We start from the raw sequence: 18498 nt of genomic DNA on the forward strand, positions 1-18498 counted from the left end.
TGGGAAGATGTTCTTCCTAATTTACGATATTTTGCCATTTTAATAGCCCTCCATTATTGTGGTTCATCCGGCAACGCTCTTTGGACTTAGATACCGAATGTGATGCGGGGAGACAGCTGTCTGCCCTGTTGATATTCCTCCACTCATGAATGACGACAGATTAACGCCCATCGGTCTTATATTCTCTGCCGATTAATGAGTTATTATAAAAGAATTATTCTACTCTTCGCCCTGGTTGAGCTGTAAGCCTAACTCTTTTAATTTTGCCAGTACTTCTTCTAAAGACTTGCGTCCAAGATTACGAACTTTCATCATGTCTTCCGGTGTTCTGTTTGTCAACTCTTCTACAGTGTTGATTCCAGCTCTCTTCAGGCAGTTGTAAGAACGAACGGATAATTCAAGTTCATCAATGTTCATTTCCAGAACTTTCTCTTTTGCGTTGTCTTCTTTCTCAATCATGACTTCTGCTGTCTTAGCATTCTCAGACAGGTCGATGAAGAGATTCAGATGCTCGCTTAATACTTTTGCTGCAAGGCTGACAGCCTCATCCGGCTCAAGTGTTCCGTTTGTATGAACATCTAATGTAAGTTTATCATAGTCAGTGATCTGACCTACACGTGTATTCTGAATTGTCAGGTTTACACGATCAACCGGTGTGTAGATTGCATCTACAGCGATAACGCCGATCGGTACATCTTCGCCTTTGTTTTTATCTGAGCTTACGTATCCACGTCCTTTTGTAATTGTCAGTTCCATGTATAACTTGGAATCTACACCACCGTTTAAGTGAGCAATTACAAGATCCGGGTTCATGATCTGGATATCCGGATCAGCCTGGATATCAGCTGCAGTAACAACGCCTTCACCTTCAAATTCAATGTAAGCAACTTTAGATTCATTTGTCGGACTGGTATTCTTTAAAGCCAAATTTTTGATGTTCATGATGATCTCAGTAACATCCTCTTTAACACCTGGGATTGAGCTGAACTCATGTAAAACACCATCAATCTTTACCTGACTAACTGCTGCTCCCGGCAATGAAGAAAGCATGATTCTTCTCAGGGAATTACCAAGAGTAATGCCGTAACCTCTTTCGAGCGGCTCTACGACAAATTTGCCATACTTTTTGTCTTCTGAAATTTCAGCAATCTCAATTTTTGGTTTTTCGAAATCGAACACTGTACGTCCCTCCTTAAATTTTATACTAATCAGTGCTTTTATTTTAAGACACAAAAATCATCCGCCTGCATGATGCCATGAAGCGTCTGATTTTTGTGCAAATTCGGCACTGCTCGTTGCCTACATGATTATTTAGAATATAACTCGACGATAAGCATCTCGTCTACCGGTACATCGATCATCTCGCGTGTCGGTAACTCTTTAACTTCGCCTTTCAGGTTCTCCTGATCAACATCAAGCCATTCCGGAACGAGACGACCTGCTGTTACCTCAAGGATATCTTTATATCTCTGAGAGCTTTTAGCGTTCTCTTTGATTTCGATTGTGTCACCAGCTTTTACTAAGTAAGACGGAATGTTTACGCATTTGCCGTTTACTAATACATGCTTGTGATCTACGATCTGTCTAGCTTCTTTTCTTGTTCTAGCTAATCCAAGACGGAATACTACGTTGTCAAGTCTGCTCTCAAGAATTGTCATGAGGTTTGCACCAGTCATGCCTTTCATTCTATCAGCTTTCTCATAGTAGTTGTGGAAAGGTTTCTCCAGAACTCCGTAGATGAATTTTGCTTTCTGTTTTTCTCTTAACTGAAGACCATACTCAGAGATCTTCTTGTTTGCTCTTTTTGACTGTCTATTTGATTTTTTATCAATTCCTAAATAAATCGGATCCATACCAAGGGATCTGCATCTTTTAAGAACAGGTACTCTATTTACTGCCATCTCAGACTACACCTCCTAATTAGACTCTTCTACGTTTTGGCGGACGACAACCGTTGTGAGGTACCGGAGTAACGTCTGTGATACTTGTTACTTCAAGGCCGCTTGCGGAAAGAGCACGGATAGCTGCTTCTCTTCCTGAACCCGGTCCTTTTACGAATACGTCTACTGTTTTAAGACCATGAATGAGCGCTGCTTTTGTAGCAGTCTCTGCTGCCATCTGTGCAGCATAAGGAGTAGATTTTCTTGAACCTCTAAATCCAAGACCACCGGCACTTGCCCATGATAAAGCATTGCCTTCAGCGTCTGTCAATGTAACGATTGTATTATTGAAAGAAGACTGAATATGTGCCTGTCCACGTTCAACGTTTTTCTTTACACGCTTTTTAGTCACTTTCTTTGTAACTTTCTTAGCCATAATTAAACTAACCTACTTTCTACAGATTTTTGTCAAAATGCATTGCGGTCTGTCTTCAGGACGACCTCTCTATCTCAATGCATTATTTTTTCTTGTTTGCTACTGTTCTCTTCGGACCTTTTCTTGTTCTAGCATTGGTCTTTGTTTTCTGACCACGAACCGGAAGTCCTTTTCTGTGACGGATACCACGATAGCATCCAATCTCCTGAAGTCTCTTGATGTTCATAGCAACTTCTCTTCTTAAGTCACCTTCTACTGTCTGAGACTCATCGATTACTGCACTGATTCTCTTAACATCATCATCTGTTAAGTCTTTGCAGCGGATATTAGGATCAACTTTTGCTTCTGCAAGAATACGATTGGAACTTGCAACGCCAATACCATAAATATAAGTCAAGCCAATCTCTACACGTTTTTCTCTTGGTAAATCTACACCTGCGATACGAGCCATGTGTGTTTACACCTCCATAATGATTTCGTTTTCTTAGTTACATTCCGATACATTTTATGCAGCTCCGGATTACCCGGCCTGAAATGTGTGCACAACCTGTATCAGCTGTTCATTAATGCTTCTATATTATAATAGAAACATTACAGTGTCGTTTTATCTTCCGCCATGAACAGCAAAATTCAGAGGGAATCTTGCTGCAGCCGCACATCCGGAAAATTTCAGGAGACGCTGTAATCCCTTCTGATTCAAACAGATCCTGTTCCAAATTGGTACTCTGTGGCAGAGTGCTCCACGGAGGAACGGATTAGCAGTTTCGCGTTGTCTCCAACCTGCTCTCATCATCTATTTAAAGAATGATTAACCCTGTCTCTGTTTGTGCTTCGGATTTTCACAGATAATTCTGATGCTTCCTTTTCTTTTAATTACTTTGCATTTTTCGCAAATAGGTTTAACTGATGATCTTACCTTCACAGCAAATCCTCCTTTCCTTAAACAAAAAAACTCCATACTATAAAGCTTTTTCGTTTTGTGAATAGAAGCCAGGAAATATACATAATATTCCCTTGGTTCTCCAAAAGCGTCATTAAGCATTATAGCATGGAGTATTCATGATTGCAAGATTTTTTTCTAAGATTTTTTCATTCTTTTTGTACGAAAATAAGTACTCTTACTTATCTCTCCAGGTAATTCTGCCCTTTGTCAGATCATACGGAGAAAGTGCTACTTTCACCTGATCACCCGGTAAAATACGGATAAAGTTAGTACGCAGTTTACCACTGATATGAGCAAGTACCTGATGACCATTCTCTAATTCTACCTGAAACATCGCATTCGGAAGTTTCTCTACAACGGTTCCGGTCATTTCAATTACATCTGCTTTTGACATTGATTTGCCTCCTGTTATTATTCTGCTGTAAATCTACTCGGCTCTGATTGATTTTATTCTGCCTCATTTAAATACTGTTTATACAGTTTGAGTGCCCGCTTAACGTTCAGATCGCTCCAGGACTCTTCTTTCTGAAATATCTCCTCTACCTCGGCAGGCAGTCTACGGATCAGCTGGATATGTCTACGGTTTTTGCGCTTTGGCTGCGCACACAGCTTCAGCGTACCATCCGCAACATAGACAAAATTGCCCTCTTCTCCGGTGATAACATAATAATGTCCCTTATCATGTCCCGCCATTGACAATGCCAGTTCTACATGCATCCCAGTCCTCCGTTCTGCATCAGAATGCGCTCATCCTCTGTCAGTGTTAGAATTTCCGGCTCACCGTCTGTGATCAGAATTGTATTCTCGTAATGAGCAGACAGAGAACCATCCTCTGTGATAACAGTCCAGTCATCATCCGTCCATTCTACATCATAACGTCCGGCATTTACCATTGGCTCAATAGCCAGTGTCATACCCGGACGCAGACGGATGCCTCTGCTTTTCTGGATAAAATTCGGAATCTGTGGATCTTCATGTAATTCACAGCCTACACCGTGTCCTACCAGATCTCTGACCACGCCGTATCCGAATTTCTCACAATATGCACCGATGGCATTGGAAATCTCATGTAAATGATTGCCAGCCTTGGCGTATTTGATTCCTTCAAAAAAGCTCTGTCTGGTACGTTCGATCAATAACCGCGCTTCTTCTGAAACTTCACCGATCGCATGAGTTCTTGCAGCATCTGAATGATAGCCTTTATAGATACATCCCATATCAAGACTTACAATATCACCGTCTTTGATGATTCTTTTTGCTGACGGGATACCATGTACTACCTCATTATTAATGGAAACACACACGGATCCCGGAAAGCCACCATAATTTTTAAAATTCGGTACACAGCCGCAGCTTCGGATCATATCTTCTGCAATGCTGTCTACTTCCAGGGTGGACATTCCTGCTTTCAGCTCTTTTCCAAGATCCTGATGAATCTTGGCAATGATATGGCAAGACTTGCGGATCAACTCAATTTCACGTTCAGATTTAATAGTTACTGACATCTCATCCTCCATTCTGGAGCCTTAAGCTTCTAACATTTTCACAATTTCCTCAAAAACAGTTTCCATCGGCTGCGTGCCGTCTACTGTCTTCAAGATCCCCTGATCACCATAATAGTCGATCAGCGGTTTTGTCTGTGCATGGTATACATCCAGACGTTTTTTTACGGTCTCCGGTTTGTCATCATCACGGAGAACTACAGGCTCACCGCAACGATCACAAATTCCAGGTTTCTTCGTTGGAATATTGACAATATGATATGTTGCACCACAATTTAAGCATGCTCGTCTACCGGACATTCTGGAAATAATGTTCTCATCCGGAACATCTACATTGACCGCATAGTCCATTTTCTCATTGCGCTCATTTAAGGCTTCTGTCAGACACTCTGCCTGCGGAATTGTTCTTGGAAAACCATCCAGGATGAATCCGTTTTTGCAGTCATCCTCGGAAATACGGTCAACAACCAGATCACATGTCAGTTCATCCGGAACAAGAAGTCCCTCATCCATGTATGTTTTGGCCTTTTTACCAAGTTCTGTACCATTTTTGATATTTGCACGGAAAATATCTCCTGTGGAAATATGCGGAATATCAAATTTGTCTGAAATTTTCTTTGCCTGTGTTCCTTTTCCGGCACCTGGTGCCCCTAGCATAATTATTTTCATCTTTTTCCTCCTCCGATTTCTGAGCCGTCCCTTATCGCTCTCTCTACATTTTACAGGATAGATTGCTTTTTGAAAATATATGTTTTTATAAAATTACTGTAAAACACAATTGGAGATACCTGTAGTTCAAGTATCTCCAACTGTACATTAATCGTTTAAAAATCCTTTATAATTCCGAACTAACATCCGGGATTCGATCTGCTTTAAGGTCTCGATGATAACACCAACGATGATGATCAGAGATGTTCCACCAAATGAGATAGATGCATTGAATGCTCCCTCAAAGAAGATTGGAATAACTGCAACAATTACCAGGCCTACGGCACCGATAAAGATGATGTAGTTTAAGATTTTTGTCAGATAGTCACTGGTCGGTTTACCTGGACGGATGCCCGGGATAAATCCTCCCTGTTTTTTCATATTGTCTGCAATTTCCAGCGGATTGAATGTAATAGATGTATAGAAATATGCAAATGCAATAACTAATACAATATATACAATTAATCCAATAGAGTAAATCGGTTCATTGAAATCGCACCAGTTGGACTGATTTAACATTTTAAGAATTGTACCGCCAATTCCGTTTCCACCTGATTTACCAAGCAGCTGCATGATGATCAGAGGGAACATGAACAGGGACTGTGCAAAGATGATTGGAATAACTCCGGCTGTATTCACTTTTAATGGAATATAGGAGGACTGTCCGCCAATCTGCTTTCTTCCCTGAACCTTTCTGGAATACTGTACCGGAATTCTCCGCTCAGCACCCTGTAAAGTTACAGTCAGTACGGTTACCGCAATGATAATTGCAACGATGATTGCAAGGTTCAGTACCTGGAATGCAATTTCTTTTCCTTTTACAAACTGTTCAAATAATAATGTAAGATCCTGCGGAATTCTGGAGATAATATTGATTGTCAATACAATGGAAATACCATTTCCTACACCATTCTCCGTAATTCTCTCACCAATCCACATAATAACTGTGGATCCAGCTGTTAATGTAACAACGGCTGTGATGATATTTAATGCATTATACTCCAGAAGCAGACCACTTTTACCGAATCCAATTGCCATAGCTAAGGATTCCATTAATGCAAGTGCAACTGTAAGATAACGCGTGATCGCAGTCATCTTTTTACGACCTTCTTCTCCGTCTTTCTGCAGTTCTTCCAGTTTTGGAATCGCAATTGTTAAAAGCTGGATAATGATAGAAGACGTAATGTATGGAGTAATATTTAATGCAAATACCGACATCTTCTCAAAAGAACCGCCGGTAATTGCATCAAAAAATCCGAAAGCGCTGCCTGAGTTTCCTGAAAACCATTCTGAGAAATAGTTTCCATTTACTCCCGGAATCGGAAGCTGTGTACCGATTCGTACCACAACTAACATGAGCAGGGTATAAATGATACGGCTTCTGATTTCCTTGAGTTTAAATGCGTTACGGACTGTTTCAAGCATTAGATCACCTCTGCATTTCCGCCAAGTGCCTCAATTTTTTCTTTTGCTGATGCACTGAAAGCGTTTGCCTGAACTGTAAGTTTCTTTGTCAGTTCACCGTTACCAAGGATTTTAACGCCATCTCTTGGGTTTTTAACGATTCCTGCCTCGATCAGAGTATCTACAGTTACAACTGTATCATTCTCAAATCTCTCAAGTGCGGAAACGTTTACAGAAACGATTTCTTTAGAGTTTCTGCAAGTGAATCCTCTTTTCGGGATTCTTCTGTATAATGGCATCTGACCACCTTCAAAGCCTGGTCTTGGAGCTCCGGAACGAGCTTTCTGTCCTTTATGGCCTTTACCTGCTGTCTTACCATTTCCTGAACCGTGTCCACGGCCTCTTCTGAAGTTATCGCTGTGTTTTGAACCTTCTGCTGGTTTTAAGTTTGATAAATCCATCGTGGCACCTCCTAACTATTAGATTTCTTCTACTTTTACTAAATGTCTAACCTGCTGAATCATACCACGAACTGCTGCGTTATCCGGCATTTCTACAGTTTTGTTTACTTTTCTTAAACCTAAAGCTTCAACTGTTTTAACATGTTTCGGAACTGCACCGATTGTAGATTTCACAAGTGTGATTTTTAATTTACCTGCCATCTTATATCCCTCCTTAACCCAGGATCTCTTCTACGGATTTACCGCGAAGTCTAGCTACTTCTTCCGGGGATTTTAACTGGCTGAGCGCATTGATTGTAGCAAGTACAACGTTCTGCTTGTTATTGGATCCCAGAGATTTTGTACGGATGTTTTTGATACCAGCGAGCTCGCACACGTTACGTGCCGGACCACCAGCGATAACTCCAGTACCTTCCGGAGATCTTTTTAATAATACAGATGCACCTGTATGTTTACCAGTTGTATCATGTGTAATACTGTTGTTCTCGTCTAATTTAACCTCGATGAGTTTCTTCATTGCATCTTCTTTTCCTTTGCGGATTGCTTCCGGAATTTCAGTTGCTTTTCCTAAACCTGCACCAACATGACCGTTGCCATCGCCGACTACGACTAAAGCTGTAAAACGCATGTTACGTCCACCTTTAACAACTTTGGTTACACGTTTAATTGATACCACTTTTTCATTTAATTCCAACTGGCTGGGATCAATGATTGTACGTTTCATGTATTGTTTCCTCCTTGTTAAAAGTTTAATCCAGCTTCACGTGCTGCGTCTGCTAATGCCTGAATTTTTCCCTGATAAATGAAACCACCTCTGTCAAATACAACAGTTGTGATGCCTTTCTCAAGTGCCTTCTTAGCGATTGCTGTACCAACCTGAGCTGCTGCATCTACGTTATTTGTTTTCTCACAAGCTGCTTTTACATCTTTGTCCATTGTAGAAGCTGCACAAAGTGTATTTCCAACTGTATCATCAATAATCTGGGCGTACATATGATTATTGCTTCTAAAAACAGCTAAACGTGGTCTTTCAGCAGTACCTGCTAAATGATTACGCACTCTTTTGTGCTTTTTAACGCGAACTTCTGTTCTTGATTTCTTACTAACCATTACCTGTCACACCTCCAATTATTTCTTACCAGTCTTACCAACTTTACGTCTGATAACTTCATCAGCATATTTGATACCTTTTCCTTTGTAAGGCTCAGGTCTTCTCTTATCTCTGATTTCTGCTGCGTACTGGCCAACTTTTTCTTTATCAATACCTTTTACAATGATTTTGTTTCCATCAACAACTGCTTCTAAGCCTTCTGGATCAACCATCTCTACCGGATGAGAATATCCAAGGTTTAATGTCAGTTTGTTTCCAGATTTGGATGCTCTGTAACCAACACCGTTAACTTCCAGTGTTTTCTCGTAACCAGCTGTTACACCGATTACCATGTTGTGGATCAGAGTTCTTGTTAAACCATGTAAAGATTTCATTTTCTTTAAATCATTTGGTCTGGTTACAATGATCTCAGAACCTTCCTGTTTGATATCCATCTCTGCAGGTAACACTCTCTCAAGTGTTCCTTTAGGACCTTTTACAGTCACCTGATTATTTTCTGCGATTGTTACGGTTACTCCGTCCGGAATCGCGATTGGCATTCTTCCTATACGTGACATGCCCGTACCTCCTATATTCTGTATTGGTCGGCATCTGCCGACATGCATTGTTACACAGTATGTTCCACTTTTGCAGTGGAATTATACTTTTGGATCGTTTTTATATCTGTACCACCTTACAGCATTGTCTGTAAAGAGGTCTCTTAGTTCCCCTTTCAGAGAGCTAAGGAAGTTCTGCAAGCCACTCTCTGGCTCCAGAACTCTTCTGCTCGCTAAGCTCAAGCTACACCTTTGGCTTGCTTTCGCTAATCTCCCAGAAGGGCCTCGCACTAACCTCAATCTGCGCCTATGGCTTGATTTCGCTAAGTGGCTTCCGGCCTACCATACAAATGCTAATACTTCTCCGCCAACCTGAAGTTTTCTAGCTTCTTTGTCAGTGATAACGCCCTGGTTTGTAGAAAGGATTGCTGTTCCTAAACCACCCAGAACTTTCGGGATCTCGTTTTTGCTTGCATATACACGCAGACCCGGTTTGGAGATTCTCTTGATACCTGTGATGATTTTTTCGTTTTTATCAGCACCGTATTTCAGTGTAACACGGATTGTTTTGAAATTACCATCTTCAATGATCTCGTATTTTGCAATATATCCTTCGTTGAATAAAATCTCTGCGATAGCATTTTTCATTTTGGATGAAGGAATATCTACTGTATCATGTTTAGCAGTATTTGCATTACGGATTCTTGTAAGCATATCTGCGATTGGATCACTCATTGTCATGTTGTGTTTCCTCCTGTATTTTTACTCAGCTGCTTTCGGTCTACCAGCTTGCTTTCTTAACGCCCGGAATCTCACCTTTGTAAGCTAATTCACGGAAACATACTCTGCAGATACCATATTTCTTTAATACAGAATGCGGACGTCCACAGATATTGCAGCGTGTATATGCTCTGGTAGAGAATTTAGGTGTACGCTGCTGTTTGATTTTCATTGATTTCTTAGCCATTAAAGTCCCCTCCTGTTATTTAGCGAATGGCATGTTGAACATTGTCAGTAATTCACGTGCTTCTTCATCTGTGTTAGCTGTTGTAACGAAGATGATATCCATACCTCTTACTTTGTCAACTTTATCATACTCAATTTCAGGGAAAATTAACTGCTCTTTGATACCAAGTGCATAGTTACCTCTGCCGTCAAATGCATTTGCATTTACACCACGGAAGTCACGTACACGCGGTAATGCAAGGTTTACAAGACGATCAAGGAACTCATACATTTTCTCGCCTCTTAAAGTAACTTTGCATCCAATCGGCATACCTTCTCTGATTTTGAAGTTAGCGATGGAATTTTTAGCTTTTGTTGTAATCGGTTTCTGTCCTGCGATGATCTCAAGATCTTTCATAGCGGATTCAAGAATCTTTGCATTCTCTTTTGCCTCACCAACACCCATGTTGATAACAATTTTGTCAAGTTTCGGCACTTCCATGATATTTTTATATCCAAATTTTTTGATCATAGCATCTACGATCTCATTCTGATATGTCTCTTTCAGTCTACTCAACTTGCTGGACCTCCTCTCTTTGATTAATCAATCACTTCGCCAGTTGATTTAGCGAAACGAACTTTTTTGTCGCCGTCCATCTTGAAGCCTACACGTGTAGCTGCTCCTTTGTGAACATACATAACGTTAGAAATATCAATCGGTCCTTCCTGCTGAACGATACCGCCTGCCTGGTTAGCCATACTTGGTTTTGTATGTTTTGTAACCATGTTGATACCTTCAACAGTAACTGTGTTTTTCTTAGCGTTAACAGCGATTACTTTGCCTTCTTTGTCTTTATCTTTTCCAGCGATTACTTTAACTGTATCACCTTTTTTAATTTTCAGCATTAATCGGTACCTCCTATAATACTTCCGGAGCGAGGGAAACAATCTTCATGAACTGTTTCTCACGAAGTTCTCTTGCAACCGGTCCAAAAATACGAGTTCCTCTTGGAGTTTTGTCATCTTTGATGATAACAGCAGCGTTCTCATCAAATCTGATGTAGGAACCGTCTTTACGACGTGCGCCTCTTTTTGTACGAACAACTACAGCTTTTACAACGTCGCCTTTTTTAACAACTCCGCCTGGTGTTGCATCTTTAACTGTAGCTACAATAACATCACCAATGTTAGCATATCTTCTTGTAGAACCGCCCATAACACGGATGCAAAGTAATTCTTTTGCTCCTGTATTATCAGCTACTCTAAGTCTGCTTTCCTGTTGAATCATGCTGGCAGCCTCCTTCTTATTTTGCTTTCTCCATAATCTCTACAAGTCTCCATCTTTTATCTTTAGATAAAGGTCTTGTTTCCATAACTCTGACTGTATCACCGATACCACATTCATTGTTCTCGTCATGAGCTTTTAATTTATAAGTTTTTTTCACGATTTTGTTGTAAAGAGGATGTCTTACATTATCCTGGATAGCTACAACGATTGTTTTGTCCATCTTGTCGCTTACAACTTTACCAACACGTGTTTTTCTAAGATTTCTTTCTTCCACGATGCGTTCTCCTTTCATGGGTTACTCGCCAGGGGAATTACTCCGCTTTCTCAGTGATAACGGTCTGAATTCTGGCAATATTTTTTCTAACTTCTTTGATTCTTCCAGTATTGTCCAACTGATTTGTTGCGTTCTGGAATCTAAGATTGAAAAGTTCTTTTTTTGCAGCTACTAACTGTTCCTGTAACTGAGCAGCGCTCTGTGTTCTTAACTCTTTTAAATATTCACTAGATTTCATTCTTATTCACCGCCTTCTAAGTCTGCACGGGAAACGATTTTGCACTTGCATGGTAATTTGTGAGTTGCAAGTCTTAATGCTTCACGAGCAATTTCTTCAGACACACCGGAAATCTCGAATAATACGCGACCCGGTTTAACTACAGCTACCCAATATTCCAAAGCACCTTTTCCGGAACCCATACGTGTCTCAGCCGGTTTAGCTGTAACTGGTTTATCCGGGAAAATTTTAATCCAAACTTTACCACCACGTTTGATGTAACGTGTCATGGCAACACGGGCTGCCTCAATCTGGTTAGATTTGATCCAGCATGGCTCGAGAGCAACGATACCGTATTCACCGTTTGTAATCTTATTGCCTCTTAACGCTTTACCAGCCATTGTGCCACGGAACTGTTTACGTCTTTTAACTCTTTTTGGCATTAACATTATTTATCGCTCCCTTCCACTGCCTTTTTCGGAAGTACTTCACCTTTGTAGATCCATACTTTAACGCCTACTTTACCGTAGGTTGTATCTGCTTCTGCGAAACCGTAGTCGATATCAGCTCTCAGTGTCTGAAGCGGAATAGTACCTTCGCTGTAGAACTCTGTACGAGCCATATCTGCTCCACCAAGACGTCCGGAAACGGATGTTTTGATACCTTTAACGCCAGCTTTCATACTTCTGCCCATGCAGGATTTCATAGCACGACGGAAAGATACACGGTTCTCAAGCTGTGCTGCAATATTCTCTGCAACGAGCTGAGCGTCTTTGTCCGGTCTCTTAACTTCTTTGATATCTACGATTAATTTCTTATCTGTATATTTCTGAAGCTCTTTTTTCACTTTCTCGATCTCAGCTCCGCCTTTACCGATTACAACACCCGGTTTAGCTGTGTAAACGATAACTTTAACGCGGTCAGAAGCTCTCTCGATCTCGATTTTAGCGATTCCTGCGCTGTATAATTTTTTCTTTAAAAATTTTCTGATATTGTAATCTTCAACTAAGAGATCTGCAAAATTGCCTTCTGCATACCATTTAGAACTCCAGTCTTTGATAACACCGACTCTCAAGCCATGAGGATTAACTTTCTGTCCCATGTTTTACCTCCTATCTTTCATTAAGCACGATTGTGATGTGGCTCATTCTCTTCTCGATTCTATAAGCTCTACCCTGTGCTCTCGGATGAATTCTCTTCATTGTAGGTCCTTTATTTGCGTAGCACTCTTCTACATAAAGGTCATCAACTTTCATTCCGTTGTTGTTCTCAGCATTAGCAATTGCTGATTTTAATAATTTTTCAATAACGCTTGATGCGTATCTTGGATTGTACATTACGATAGCTAAAGCTGTTTTTACATCTTTGCCACGGATTGCATCCAGTACGAAGCAAGCTTTCTGTACAGACATTCTAGCATATGATAATTTTGCTGAAGGTCTGGTATCTTTCTGTGCATTTCTCTCTCTTTTAATTTGGGATCTATGTCCTTTTGCCATGGATATAACCTCCTTCCAAAATTATCTTACTTTAGATTTCTTTTCGTCTTTTCCATGTCCTCTGTATGTTCTGGTTGCAACGAACTCACCGAGTTTGTGTCCAACCATATCTTCTGTAACATATACAGGCACATGTTTTCTTCCATCATGAACTGCGATTGTATGTCCAACCATCTGCGGGAAGATTGTGGAACGGCGGGACCAGGTTTTGATTACCTGTTTGTCTCCTGCAGCGTTCATAGCATCAATCTTTTTCAGTAAGCTTTCATCAGCAAATGGTCCTTTTTTTAATGAACGAGCCATATTAAACCTCCTATTTGATTGCTTTACCGTCTCTTCTTCTTACGATAAGTTTGTTAGACTGTTTGTTTTTCTTTCTTGTCTTCAAGCCAAGAGCAGGTTTGCCCCAAGGTGTACATGGACCTGGACGACCGATACTTGTCTTGCCTTCACCACCACCGTGTGGATGGTCATTCGGGTTCATAACAGAACCACGTACTGTTGGGCGGATACCCATGTGACGTTTACGTCCTGCTTTACCGATGTTGATCAGGCTGTGGTCACCGTTTCCGATAACACCTACTGTTGCACGGCAATTAATAGGAACCATTCTCATCTCTCCGGACGGAAGTCTTAAAGTAGCATATTTGCCCTCTTTTGCCATAAGCTGTGCGCTCATTCCTGCGGAACGAACCAGCTGTCCGCCTTTACCCGGATGTAACTCAATATTGTGAACCTGTGTACCAACTGGGATGTTTGCCAGCGGTAAGCAGTTACCTACGCGAACCTCTGCTTCCGGTCCGTTCATAACTTTCATACCATCTGTAAGTCCAGCCGGTGCAAGGATATATGCTTTCTGACCATCAGCGTAGCTGATCAGAGCGATATTAGCTGTTCTGTTCGGATCGTACTCGATACCGATAACAGTTGCCGGAATACCATCTTTATTTCTCTTGAAATCGATGATTCTGTATTTTTTCTTAGCTCCGCCTCCGCGGTGTCTAACAGTGATTTTACCCTGATTATTACGTCCAGAATTTTTATTTAAGGAAACCAGTAAGGATTTCTCAGGAGTCTTTTTTGTGATCTCAGAGAAGTCAGAACCAGTCATGTTTCTTCTGGAAGGTGTATATGGGTTATATGTTTTGATTCCCATAATGAATCTCCTTTCAATACTGTGTTTTATTATCGCACTTTACTGTGCTTAACCAACTGCTAAGTCGCTTTCGGTCTACAGACCTGCAAAGATCTCGATATCTTTGCTATCCTCTGTTAACTGAACGATAGCTTTTTTTGTTTTAGCAGTTTTACCAAAAGTCATTCCACGTCTTTTTGTTTTGCCTTCGCAATTCATTGTGTTAACTTTTGCAACTTTAACGCCGTCGAACATTTTCTCAACAGCTTCTTTGATCATAGCTTTGTTAGCTTCCGGATGAACCAGGAAAGTATATTTTTTCTCAGCCATGATATTCATGCTTTTCTCTGTAATAACCGGTTTGAGGATTACATCGTAGTACTGAACGTTTGCCATTATGCGTATACCTCCTCGATTTTCTCTACAGCTGCTTTTGTTGTGATTACGGTATCATATTTCAGAATATCGTATACGTTTAACAGTGTAGCCTGTGTTGTTTTTACATCCGGAACGTTTGCTGCGGATTTCTCAACAACTACATCTTTGTCTCCCATAACAACAAGTGCTTTGGAAACATTTAAGTTATTTAATACTTTAACAAAATCTTTTGTTTTGATTGCGTCTAATTTTAACTCATCTAAAACAACAAATTTCTGAGCCTCTACTCTGGATGTCAGAGCGGATTTTAAAGCTGCTCTTTTCTCTTTTTTGTTGATTTTGAAAGAGTAATCTCTCGGTACCGGAGCGAATACTACTCCACCACCTGTCCACTGCGGAGCTCTTGTTGAACCCTGTCTTGCATGACCGGTTCCTTTCTGTCTCCAAGGTTTTCTTCCACCGCCGCTAACTTCAGAACGTGTTTTTGCTTTCTGAGTTCCCTGACGATTATTTGCAAGCTGCTGTACAACTGCCATGTGTACTAAATGCTCGTTAACTTCTACACCGAAAACTGCGTCATTCAGTTCCATGGAGCCCACTTCGTTGCCTTCCATATTATAAACAGATACGTTAGCCATCTGTGTGTCCTCCTTTCCTAATCAAGTAAAACTTAAGCTTTTACTGTTTCCTTGATTGTTACTAAAGATTTCTTAGGTCCTGGTACGGAACCCTTCACTAAAAGTAAATTGTTCTCAGCATCTACACGAACAACTTCAAGGTTCTGAACTGTAACCTTTACGCTACCCATGTGTCCCGGCATTCCTTTTCCTTTGAATACTTTACTCGGAGAAGAACAAGCGCCGTTGGAACCCTGATGACGATGGAATTTAGAACCATGAGCCATAGGTCCTCTGTGCTGGCCAAATCTCTTAATTGCGCCCTGGAAACCTTTACCTTTGGAAATTGCTGTTGCATCGATCTTGTCGCCTTCTGCGAAGATATCAGCTTTGATTACATCTGCAAGGTTGTATTCCTCAGCATTGTCAAATTTGAACTCGCGAACGAATCTCTTACCGGATACGCCTGCTTTGTCAAAGTGACCTTTCTCTGCTTTGTTTACACCATGTCTGTTTCTGATTTCTTTTTTACCGTTGGCATCTTTGCTGACAACTTTCTCTTTTTTGTCAACGAAACCAACCTGTACAGCGCTGTATCCATCGTTATCAACAGTTTTGATCTGTGTAACGTAGCACGGACCAGCCTGTAATACAGTAACCGGAACTAAAACTCCGTCTGCGTTGAAGATTTGAGTCATTCCGACTTTTGTAGCTAAAATAGCTTTCTTCATCTCATTTACCTCCTGTTTACTCTACAGCGGAGCGCTTTATGCGCTCATCCTAGAACAGTGATATATAAGTGGAACATTGAATCCATTGTTGTTTTGCAACGTGGGTTAAAACGGATTCGAAGAATGCTGCTTCTATATATAACCCTTCAGGATTTTACCTTAATCATGTTGCTTCCTATTATATAAGGAAGACTTTTCATCAGATGAATTATTTGTTTTTCATCTTGATGTCGATGCTGACACCAGCCGGCATCTCTAATCTTGACAGTGCATCAACAGTTTTCTGTGTTGGTGCTACGATGTCGATCAGTCTTTTGTGTGTTCTCTGTTCGAACTGCTCTCTGGAATCTTTGTATTTGTGAACCGCTCTTAAGATTGTTACAACCTCTTTCTTAGTAGGAAGTGGTACCGGTCCGCTCACCTGTGATCCGTTTTTCTTTACAGTTTCGATAATTTTCTTTGCTGATGCATCCACCATCTCGTGGTCATAAGCCTTGAGAATGATTCTCATTACTTGACTTGCCATAAAAAAAGTCGCCTCCTTTTCGCACTTTTGATTAGTACGACAAGCGGTGACTGTACACTCTCCCGTGTGTGTCATTCAATTTCACACACGTTGTTTTCAACCATTTCATGGTCTTCAGTTTCAGTACAGTGACTTGTCGTCAGTTTCCTAACTTGACATTCGCTCCACGGAAAACCTGCCACTTGGGCAGCAACCTCGCGCTTCATTGCTATCATGTCACAGCAATTGCTAGTATAAGAGATTTTTTTCGGAATTGCAAGTAGTTTTTTCAATTTTTTTCAAAATATACGTGTTTTTCTTGTACTTTTATAAATACATTGGATTTTTGGGCTTTTTCAAGTGTTTTGACGACGGAGAGTTTGTTATATAGGCGGCAATGAAAGAAACATGCGACCAGACACGGATAATTTTCTGTTTCCGCTGCGCCGCTTATCTCCGCCTCCTCCCGCGAACTCGCCTCCAGCAAAACCGGCTGTCGGCTCAGACACACTTCCTGAGGCACGGGAATCCTTATTCTGCAGTAAAGTAAATTAATTGCTAAATACATTAGGTGCTATTCTCATTTATAGTTTCTTGACGAAAGACCTGGAAGCATCTATAATCATAGAGACATACAGTTATAAGTTATACAAGAAAGTGTGCTATCACACACTTACGCGTTTAAAATTATCAATCTTTCTTGCCCGCGCCGAGCACGCTTGCAAAGCAAGAATCTCTTCTCGTGCGAATGCGCATCATTTGCACAAAGTACACAAGTATAACATTATAATAGGTAGAAACAGAATTCATATCATGCGAAAGTAGAGGAAAATAGACAATGTGGATAGCAAAGAACTGGAAAGATTATCAGGTGATTGATTGTTCCCAGGGTGAGAAACTGGAGCGATGGGGAAAATACCTCCTCGTTCGTCCGGACCCGCAGGTCATCTGGGATACACCAAAGGTAGAAAAAGGATGGCACAAACATAATGCTCATTATCACAGAAGTAAAAAAGGCGGTGGTGAATGGGAATTTTTCGATCTGCCGGAACAGTGGACCATTCATTACAATGATCTGACCTTCAACTTAAAACCATTTAGCTTCAAGCATACAGGATTATTCCCGGAACAGGCTGCAAACTGGGACTGGTTCGGTGACAAGATCCGCAAAGCGGGCCGTCCGGTCAAAGTATTAAACCTGTTTGCCTATACCGGTGGTGCAACCCTTGCCGCTGCAGCTGCCGGCGCCCAGGTCACACATGTGGATGCTTCCAAAGGAATGGTTCAGTGGGCAAAGGAAAATGCTGCTTCTTCCGGCCTCTCTGACAAACCGATTCGTTGGCTTGTGGATGACTGCGTTAAATTTGTAGAGCGCGAAATCCGCCGTGGCAATCATTACGATGCCATTATCATGGATCCTCCATCTTACGGCAGAGGTCCGAAAGGCGAAATCTGGAAAATCGAAGAATCTGTTTACCCCCTGGTTAAACTGTGTACACAGATCCTTTCCGATGATCCGCTGTTCTTCCTGATCAACTCCTACACCACAGGACTTCAGCCTGCGGTACTGGCATATATGCTCGGAACCGTTATGAAAAAATATGACGGTATTGTAACTGCTGATGAAATCGGTCTTCCGGTGTCTTCAAACGGACTTGTACTTCCATGTGGAGCCTCCGGTCGTTGGGAATCTAGCAAATAATATCTTTCCTGTGTAAAGAACGAAACAGATTACCACCATGTTACATCTGCCACTGTGCAGCAAAATGTAAATAAAATGAGAAAGAAAAAACGATATCACAAGACGGTAGAGCAATTTTCGTCATCGGAGCGAGCATAGTTTCGCCTCCGCGAGTGTGTCTGAGCACGCTGATTTTGCGTGCGAGTTCGCGGGAGGAGGCGAAAATGGGCGGCGCAGCGCAGATAGA

33 protein-coding genes are annotated in these 18498 nt (G+C 41.2%); 1 reads left to right on the forward strand and 32 read right to left on the reverse strand.

What is annotated here, in order from left to right; genetic code table 11:
- Positions 1–219: 219 nt before the first annotated feature.
- From Q0I54_RS06770 to Q0I54_RS06925, 32 genes are all read right to left on the reverse strand, one after another.
- Complete coding sequence (locus tag Q0I54_RS06770; RefSeq protein ID WP_109216017.1) at positions 220–1179, reverse strand: DNA-directed RNA polymerase subunit alpha; 960 nt, start codon at positions 1177–1179, stop codon at positions 220–222.
- Positions 1180–1307: 128 nt separating this feature from the next.
- Positions 1308–1901, reverse strand: a complete 594-nt coding sequence (gene rpsD / locus Q0I54_RS06775) for a 30S ribosomal protein S4 (protein ID WP_109216016.1) — start codon at positions 1899–1901, stop codon at positions 1308–1310.
- A 19-nt stretch (positions 1902–1920) separates the two neighbouring features.
- Positions 1921–2316, reverse strand: coding sequence for a 30S ribosomal protein S11 (gene rpsK, locus Q0I54_RS06780; RefSeq protein ID WP_109216015.1), 396 nt, complete (start codon positions 2314–2316; stop codon positions 1921–1923).
- 82 nt (positions 2317–2398) lie between these two features.
- Positions 2399–2767 (reverse strand): 30S ribosomal protein S13, encoded by a 369-nt coding sequence (gene rpsM / locus Q0I54_RS06785; RefSeq protein WP_288773949.1) that lies wholly within the window; start codon positions 2765–2767, stop codon positions 2399–2401.
- 357 nt (positions 2768–3124) lie between these two features.
- A complete protein-coding gene (rpmJ, locus tag Q0I54_RS06790) occupies positions 3125–3238 on the reverse strand; it encodes a 50S ribosomal protein L36 (protein WP_003022746.1) in 114 nt (37 codons plus the stop codon).
- Positions 3239–3434: 196 nt separating this feature from the next.
- Positions 3435–3653: a translation initiation factor IF-1 gene (gene infA / locus Q0I54_RS06795; RefSeq protein WP_021739335.1), complete on the reverse strand. Its 219-nt coding sequence runs from the start codon at positions 3651–3653 to the stop codon at positions 3435–3437.
- A gap of 53 nt (positions 3654–3706) precedes the next feature.
- Complete coding sequence (locus Q0I54_RS06800) at positions 3707–3976, reverse strand: KOW domain-containing RNA-binding protein (RefSeq protein WP_296117486.1); 270 nt, start codon at positions 3974–3976, stop codon at positions 3707–3709.
- Entirely contained in the window at positions 3967–4764 is a 798-nt protein-coding gene (gene map, locus Q0I54_RS06805; protein WP_296117488.1) for a type I methionyl aminopeptidase, read from the reverse strand. The genes Q0I54_RS06800 and map overlap by 10 nt, the downstream gene beginning before the upstream one ends.
- 21 nt (positions 4765–4785) lie before the next feature.
- Positions 4786–5430 carry an adenylate kinase gene (locus Q0I54_RS06810; protein ID WP_296117491.1) on the reverse strand — a complete coding sequence of 215 codons (645 nt, stop codon included), beginning with the start codon at positions 5428–5430 and terminating at the stop codon, positions 4786–4788.
- A gap of 147 nt (positions 5431–5577) precedes the next feature.
- Complete coding sequence (gene secY / locus Q0I54_RS06815) at positions 5578–6894, reverse strand: preprotein translocase subunit SecY (protein WP_296117493.1); 1317 nt, start codon at positions 6892–6894, stop codon at positions 5578–5580.
- Entirely contained in the window at positions 6894–7334 is a 441-nt protein-coding gene (rplO, locus tag Q0I54_RS06820; protein WP_296117494.1) for a 50S ribosomal protein L15, read from the reverse strand. The genes secY and rplO overlap by 1 nt, the downstream gene beginning before the upstream one ends.
- Before the next feature lie 18 nt (positions 7335–7352).
- On the reverse strand, positions 7353–7535 hold the full coding sequence (gene rpmD / locus Q0I54_RS06825; protein ID WP_296117495.1) for a 50S ribosomal protein L30: 183 nt from the start codon (positions 7533–7535) through the stop codon (positions 7353–7355).
- Between the two features lie 13 nt (positions 7536–7548).
- On the reverse strand, positions 7549–8058 hold the full coding sequence (gene rpsE / locus Q0I54_RS06830) for a 30S ribosomal protein S5 (RefSeq protein WP_296117496.1): 510 nt from the start codon (positions 8056–8058) through the stop codon (positions 7549–7551).
- A gap of 17 nt (positions 8059–8075) precedes the next feature.
- Entirely contained in the window at positions 8076–8444 is a 369-nt protein-coding gene (gene rplR, locus Q0I54_RS06835) for a 50S ribosomal protein L18 (protein ID WP_296117498.1), read from the reverse strand.
- Between the two features lie 18 nt (positions 8445–8462).
- On the reverse strand, positions 8463–9002 hold the full coding sequence (gene rplF, locus Q0I54_RS06840; protein WP_296117500.1) for a 50S ribosomal protein L6: 540 nt from the start codon (positions 9000–9002) through the stop codon (positions 8463–8465).
- A gap of 318 nt (positions 9003–9320) precedes the next feature.
- Positions 9321–9722: a 30S ribosomal protein S8 gene (gene rpsH / locus Q0I54_RS06845; protein WP_109216004.1), complete on the reverse strand. Its 402-nt coding sequence runs from the start codon at positions 9720–9722 to the stop codon at positions 9321–9323.
- Between the two features lie 40 nt (positions 9723–9762).
- Positions 9763–9948 carry a type Z 30S ribosomal protein S14 gene (locus tag Q0I54_RS06850; RefSeq protein WP_296117502.1) on the reverse strand — a complete coding sequence of 62 codons (186 nt, stop codon included), beginning with the start codon at positions 9946–9948 and terminating at the stop codon, positions 9763–9765.
- A 15-nt stretch (positions 9949–9963) separates the two neighbouring features.
- Entirely contained in the window at positions 9964–10503 is a 540-nt protein-coding gene (gene rplE, locus Q0I54_RS06855; RefSeq protein WP_296117503.1) for a 50S ribosomal protein L5, read from the reverse strand.
- Between the two features lie 23 nt (positions 10504–10526).
- Positions 10527–10832 (reverse strand): 50S ribosomal protein L24, encoded by a 306-nt coding sequence (gene rplX, locus Q0I54_RS06860; RefSeq protein WP_109216002.1) that lies wholly within the window; start codon positions 10830–10832, stop codon positions 10527–10529.
- Positions 10833–10845: 13 nt separating this feature from the next.
- Entirely contained in the window at positions 10846–11214 is a 369-nt protein-coding gene (rplN, locus tag Q0I54_RS06865) for a 50S ribosomal protein L14 (RefSeq protein ID WP_296117504.1), read from the reverse strand.
- Between the two features lie 16 nt (positions 11215–11230).
- The gene (gene rpsQ, locus Q0I54_RS06870; protein ID WP_081695246.1) at positions 11231–11488 is read right to left on the reverse strand and encodes a 30S ribosomal protein S17; all 258 of its coding nucleotides are present in this window, start codon (positions 11486–11488) and stop codon (positions 11231–11233) included.
- Between the two features lie 37 nt (positions 11489–11525).
- On the reverse strand, positions 11526–11726 hold the full coding sequence (gene rpmC, locus Q0I54_RS06875; RefSeq protein WP_021739351.1) for a 50S ribosomal protein L29: 201 nt from the start codon (positions 11724–11726) through the stop codon (positions 11526–11528).
- Positions 11727–11728: 2 nt separating this feature from the next.
- Entirely contained in the window at positions 11729–12154 is a 426-nt protein-coding gene (rplP, locus tag Q0I54_RS06880) for a 50S ribosomal protein L16 (protein ID WP_296117505.1), read from the reverse strand.
- On the reverse strand, positions 12154–12807 hold the full coding sequence (gene rpsC, locus Q0I54_RS06885; RefSeq protein WP_109216001.1) for a 30S ribosomal protein S3: 654 nt from the start codon (positions 12805–12807) through the stop codon (positions 12154–12156). The genes rplP and rpsC overlap by 1 nt, the downstream gene beginning before the upstream one ends.
- A 10-nt stretch (positions 12808–12817) precedes the next feature.
- The gene (gene rplV, locus Q0I54_RS06890; protein WP_021739354.1) at positions 12818–13204 is read right to left on the reverse strand and encodes a 50S ribosomal protein L22; all 387 of its coding nucleotides are present in this window, start codon (positions 13202–13204) and stop codon (positions 12818–12820) included.
- A gap of 21 nt (positions 13205–13225) precedes the next feature.
- A complete protein-coding gene (gene rpsS / locus Q0I54_RS06895; RefSeq protein WP_021739355.1) occupies positions 13226–13507 on the reverse strand; it encodes a 30S ribosomal protein S19 in 282 nt (93 codons plus the stop codon).
- 10 nt (positions 13508–13517) lie between these two features.
- Positions 13518–14360 (reverse strand): 50S ribosomal protein L2, encoded by an 843-nt coding sequence (rplB, locus tag Q0I54_RS06900; protein WP_296117506.1) that lies wholly within the window; start codon positions 14358–14360, stop codon positions 13518–13520.
- A 75-nt stretch (positions 14361–14435) separates the two neighbouring features.
- The gene (gene rplW, locus Q0I54_RS06905; protein ID WP_109215999.1) at positions 14436–14735 is read right to left on the reverse strand and encodes a 50S ribosomal protein L23; all 300 of its coding nucleotides are present in this window, start codon (positions 14733–14735) and stop codon (positions 14436–14438) included.
- On the reverse strand, positions 14735–15355 hold the full coding sequence (rplD, locus tag Q0I54_RS06910) for a 50S ribosomal protein L4 (RefSeq protein ID WP_296117507.1): 621 nt from the start codon (positions 15353–15355) through the stop codon (positions 14735–14737). The genes rplW and rplD overlap by 1 nt, the downstream gene beginning before the upstream one ends.
- 32 nt (positions 15356–15387) lie before the next feature.
- Positions 15388–16065, reverse strand: coding sequence for a 50S ribosomal protein L3 (rplC, locus tag Q0I54_RS06915; protein WP_288773940.1), 678 nt, complete (start codon positions 16063–16065; stop codon positions 15388–15390).
- Positions 16066–16273: 208 nt separating this feature from the next.
- Positions 16274–16591, reverse strand: coding sequence for a 30S ribosomal protein S10 (gene rpsJ / locus Q0I54_RS06920; RefSeq protein ID WP_022035229.1), 318 nt, complete (start codon positions 16589–16591; stop codon positions 16274–16276).
- Between the two features lie 268 nt (positions 16592–16859).
- Positions 16860–17138, reverse strand: coding sequence for a hypothetical protein (locus Q0I54_RS06925; protein WP_296117508.1), 279 nt, complete (start codon positions 17136–17138; stop codon positions 16860–16862).
- Positions 17139–17408: 270 nt separating this feature from the next.
- Here Q0I54_RS06925 and Q0I54_RS06930 point away from each other — a divergent pair, with 270 nt between their 5' ends.
- Complete coding sequence (locus Q0I54_RS06930; RefSeq protein WP_296117509.1) at positions 17409–18272, forward strand: class I SAM-dependent methyltransferase; 864 nt, start codon at positions 17409–17411, stop codon at positions 18270–18272.
- Positions 18273–18498 lie beyond the last annotated feature (226 nt).

This window comes from uncultured Eubacterium sp. (genome assembly GCF_934295145.1).
GTDB lineage: Bacteria > Bacillota > Clostridia > Lachnospirales > Lachnospiraceae > Eubacterium_I.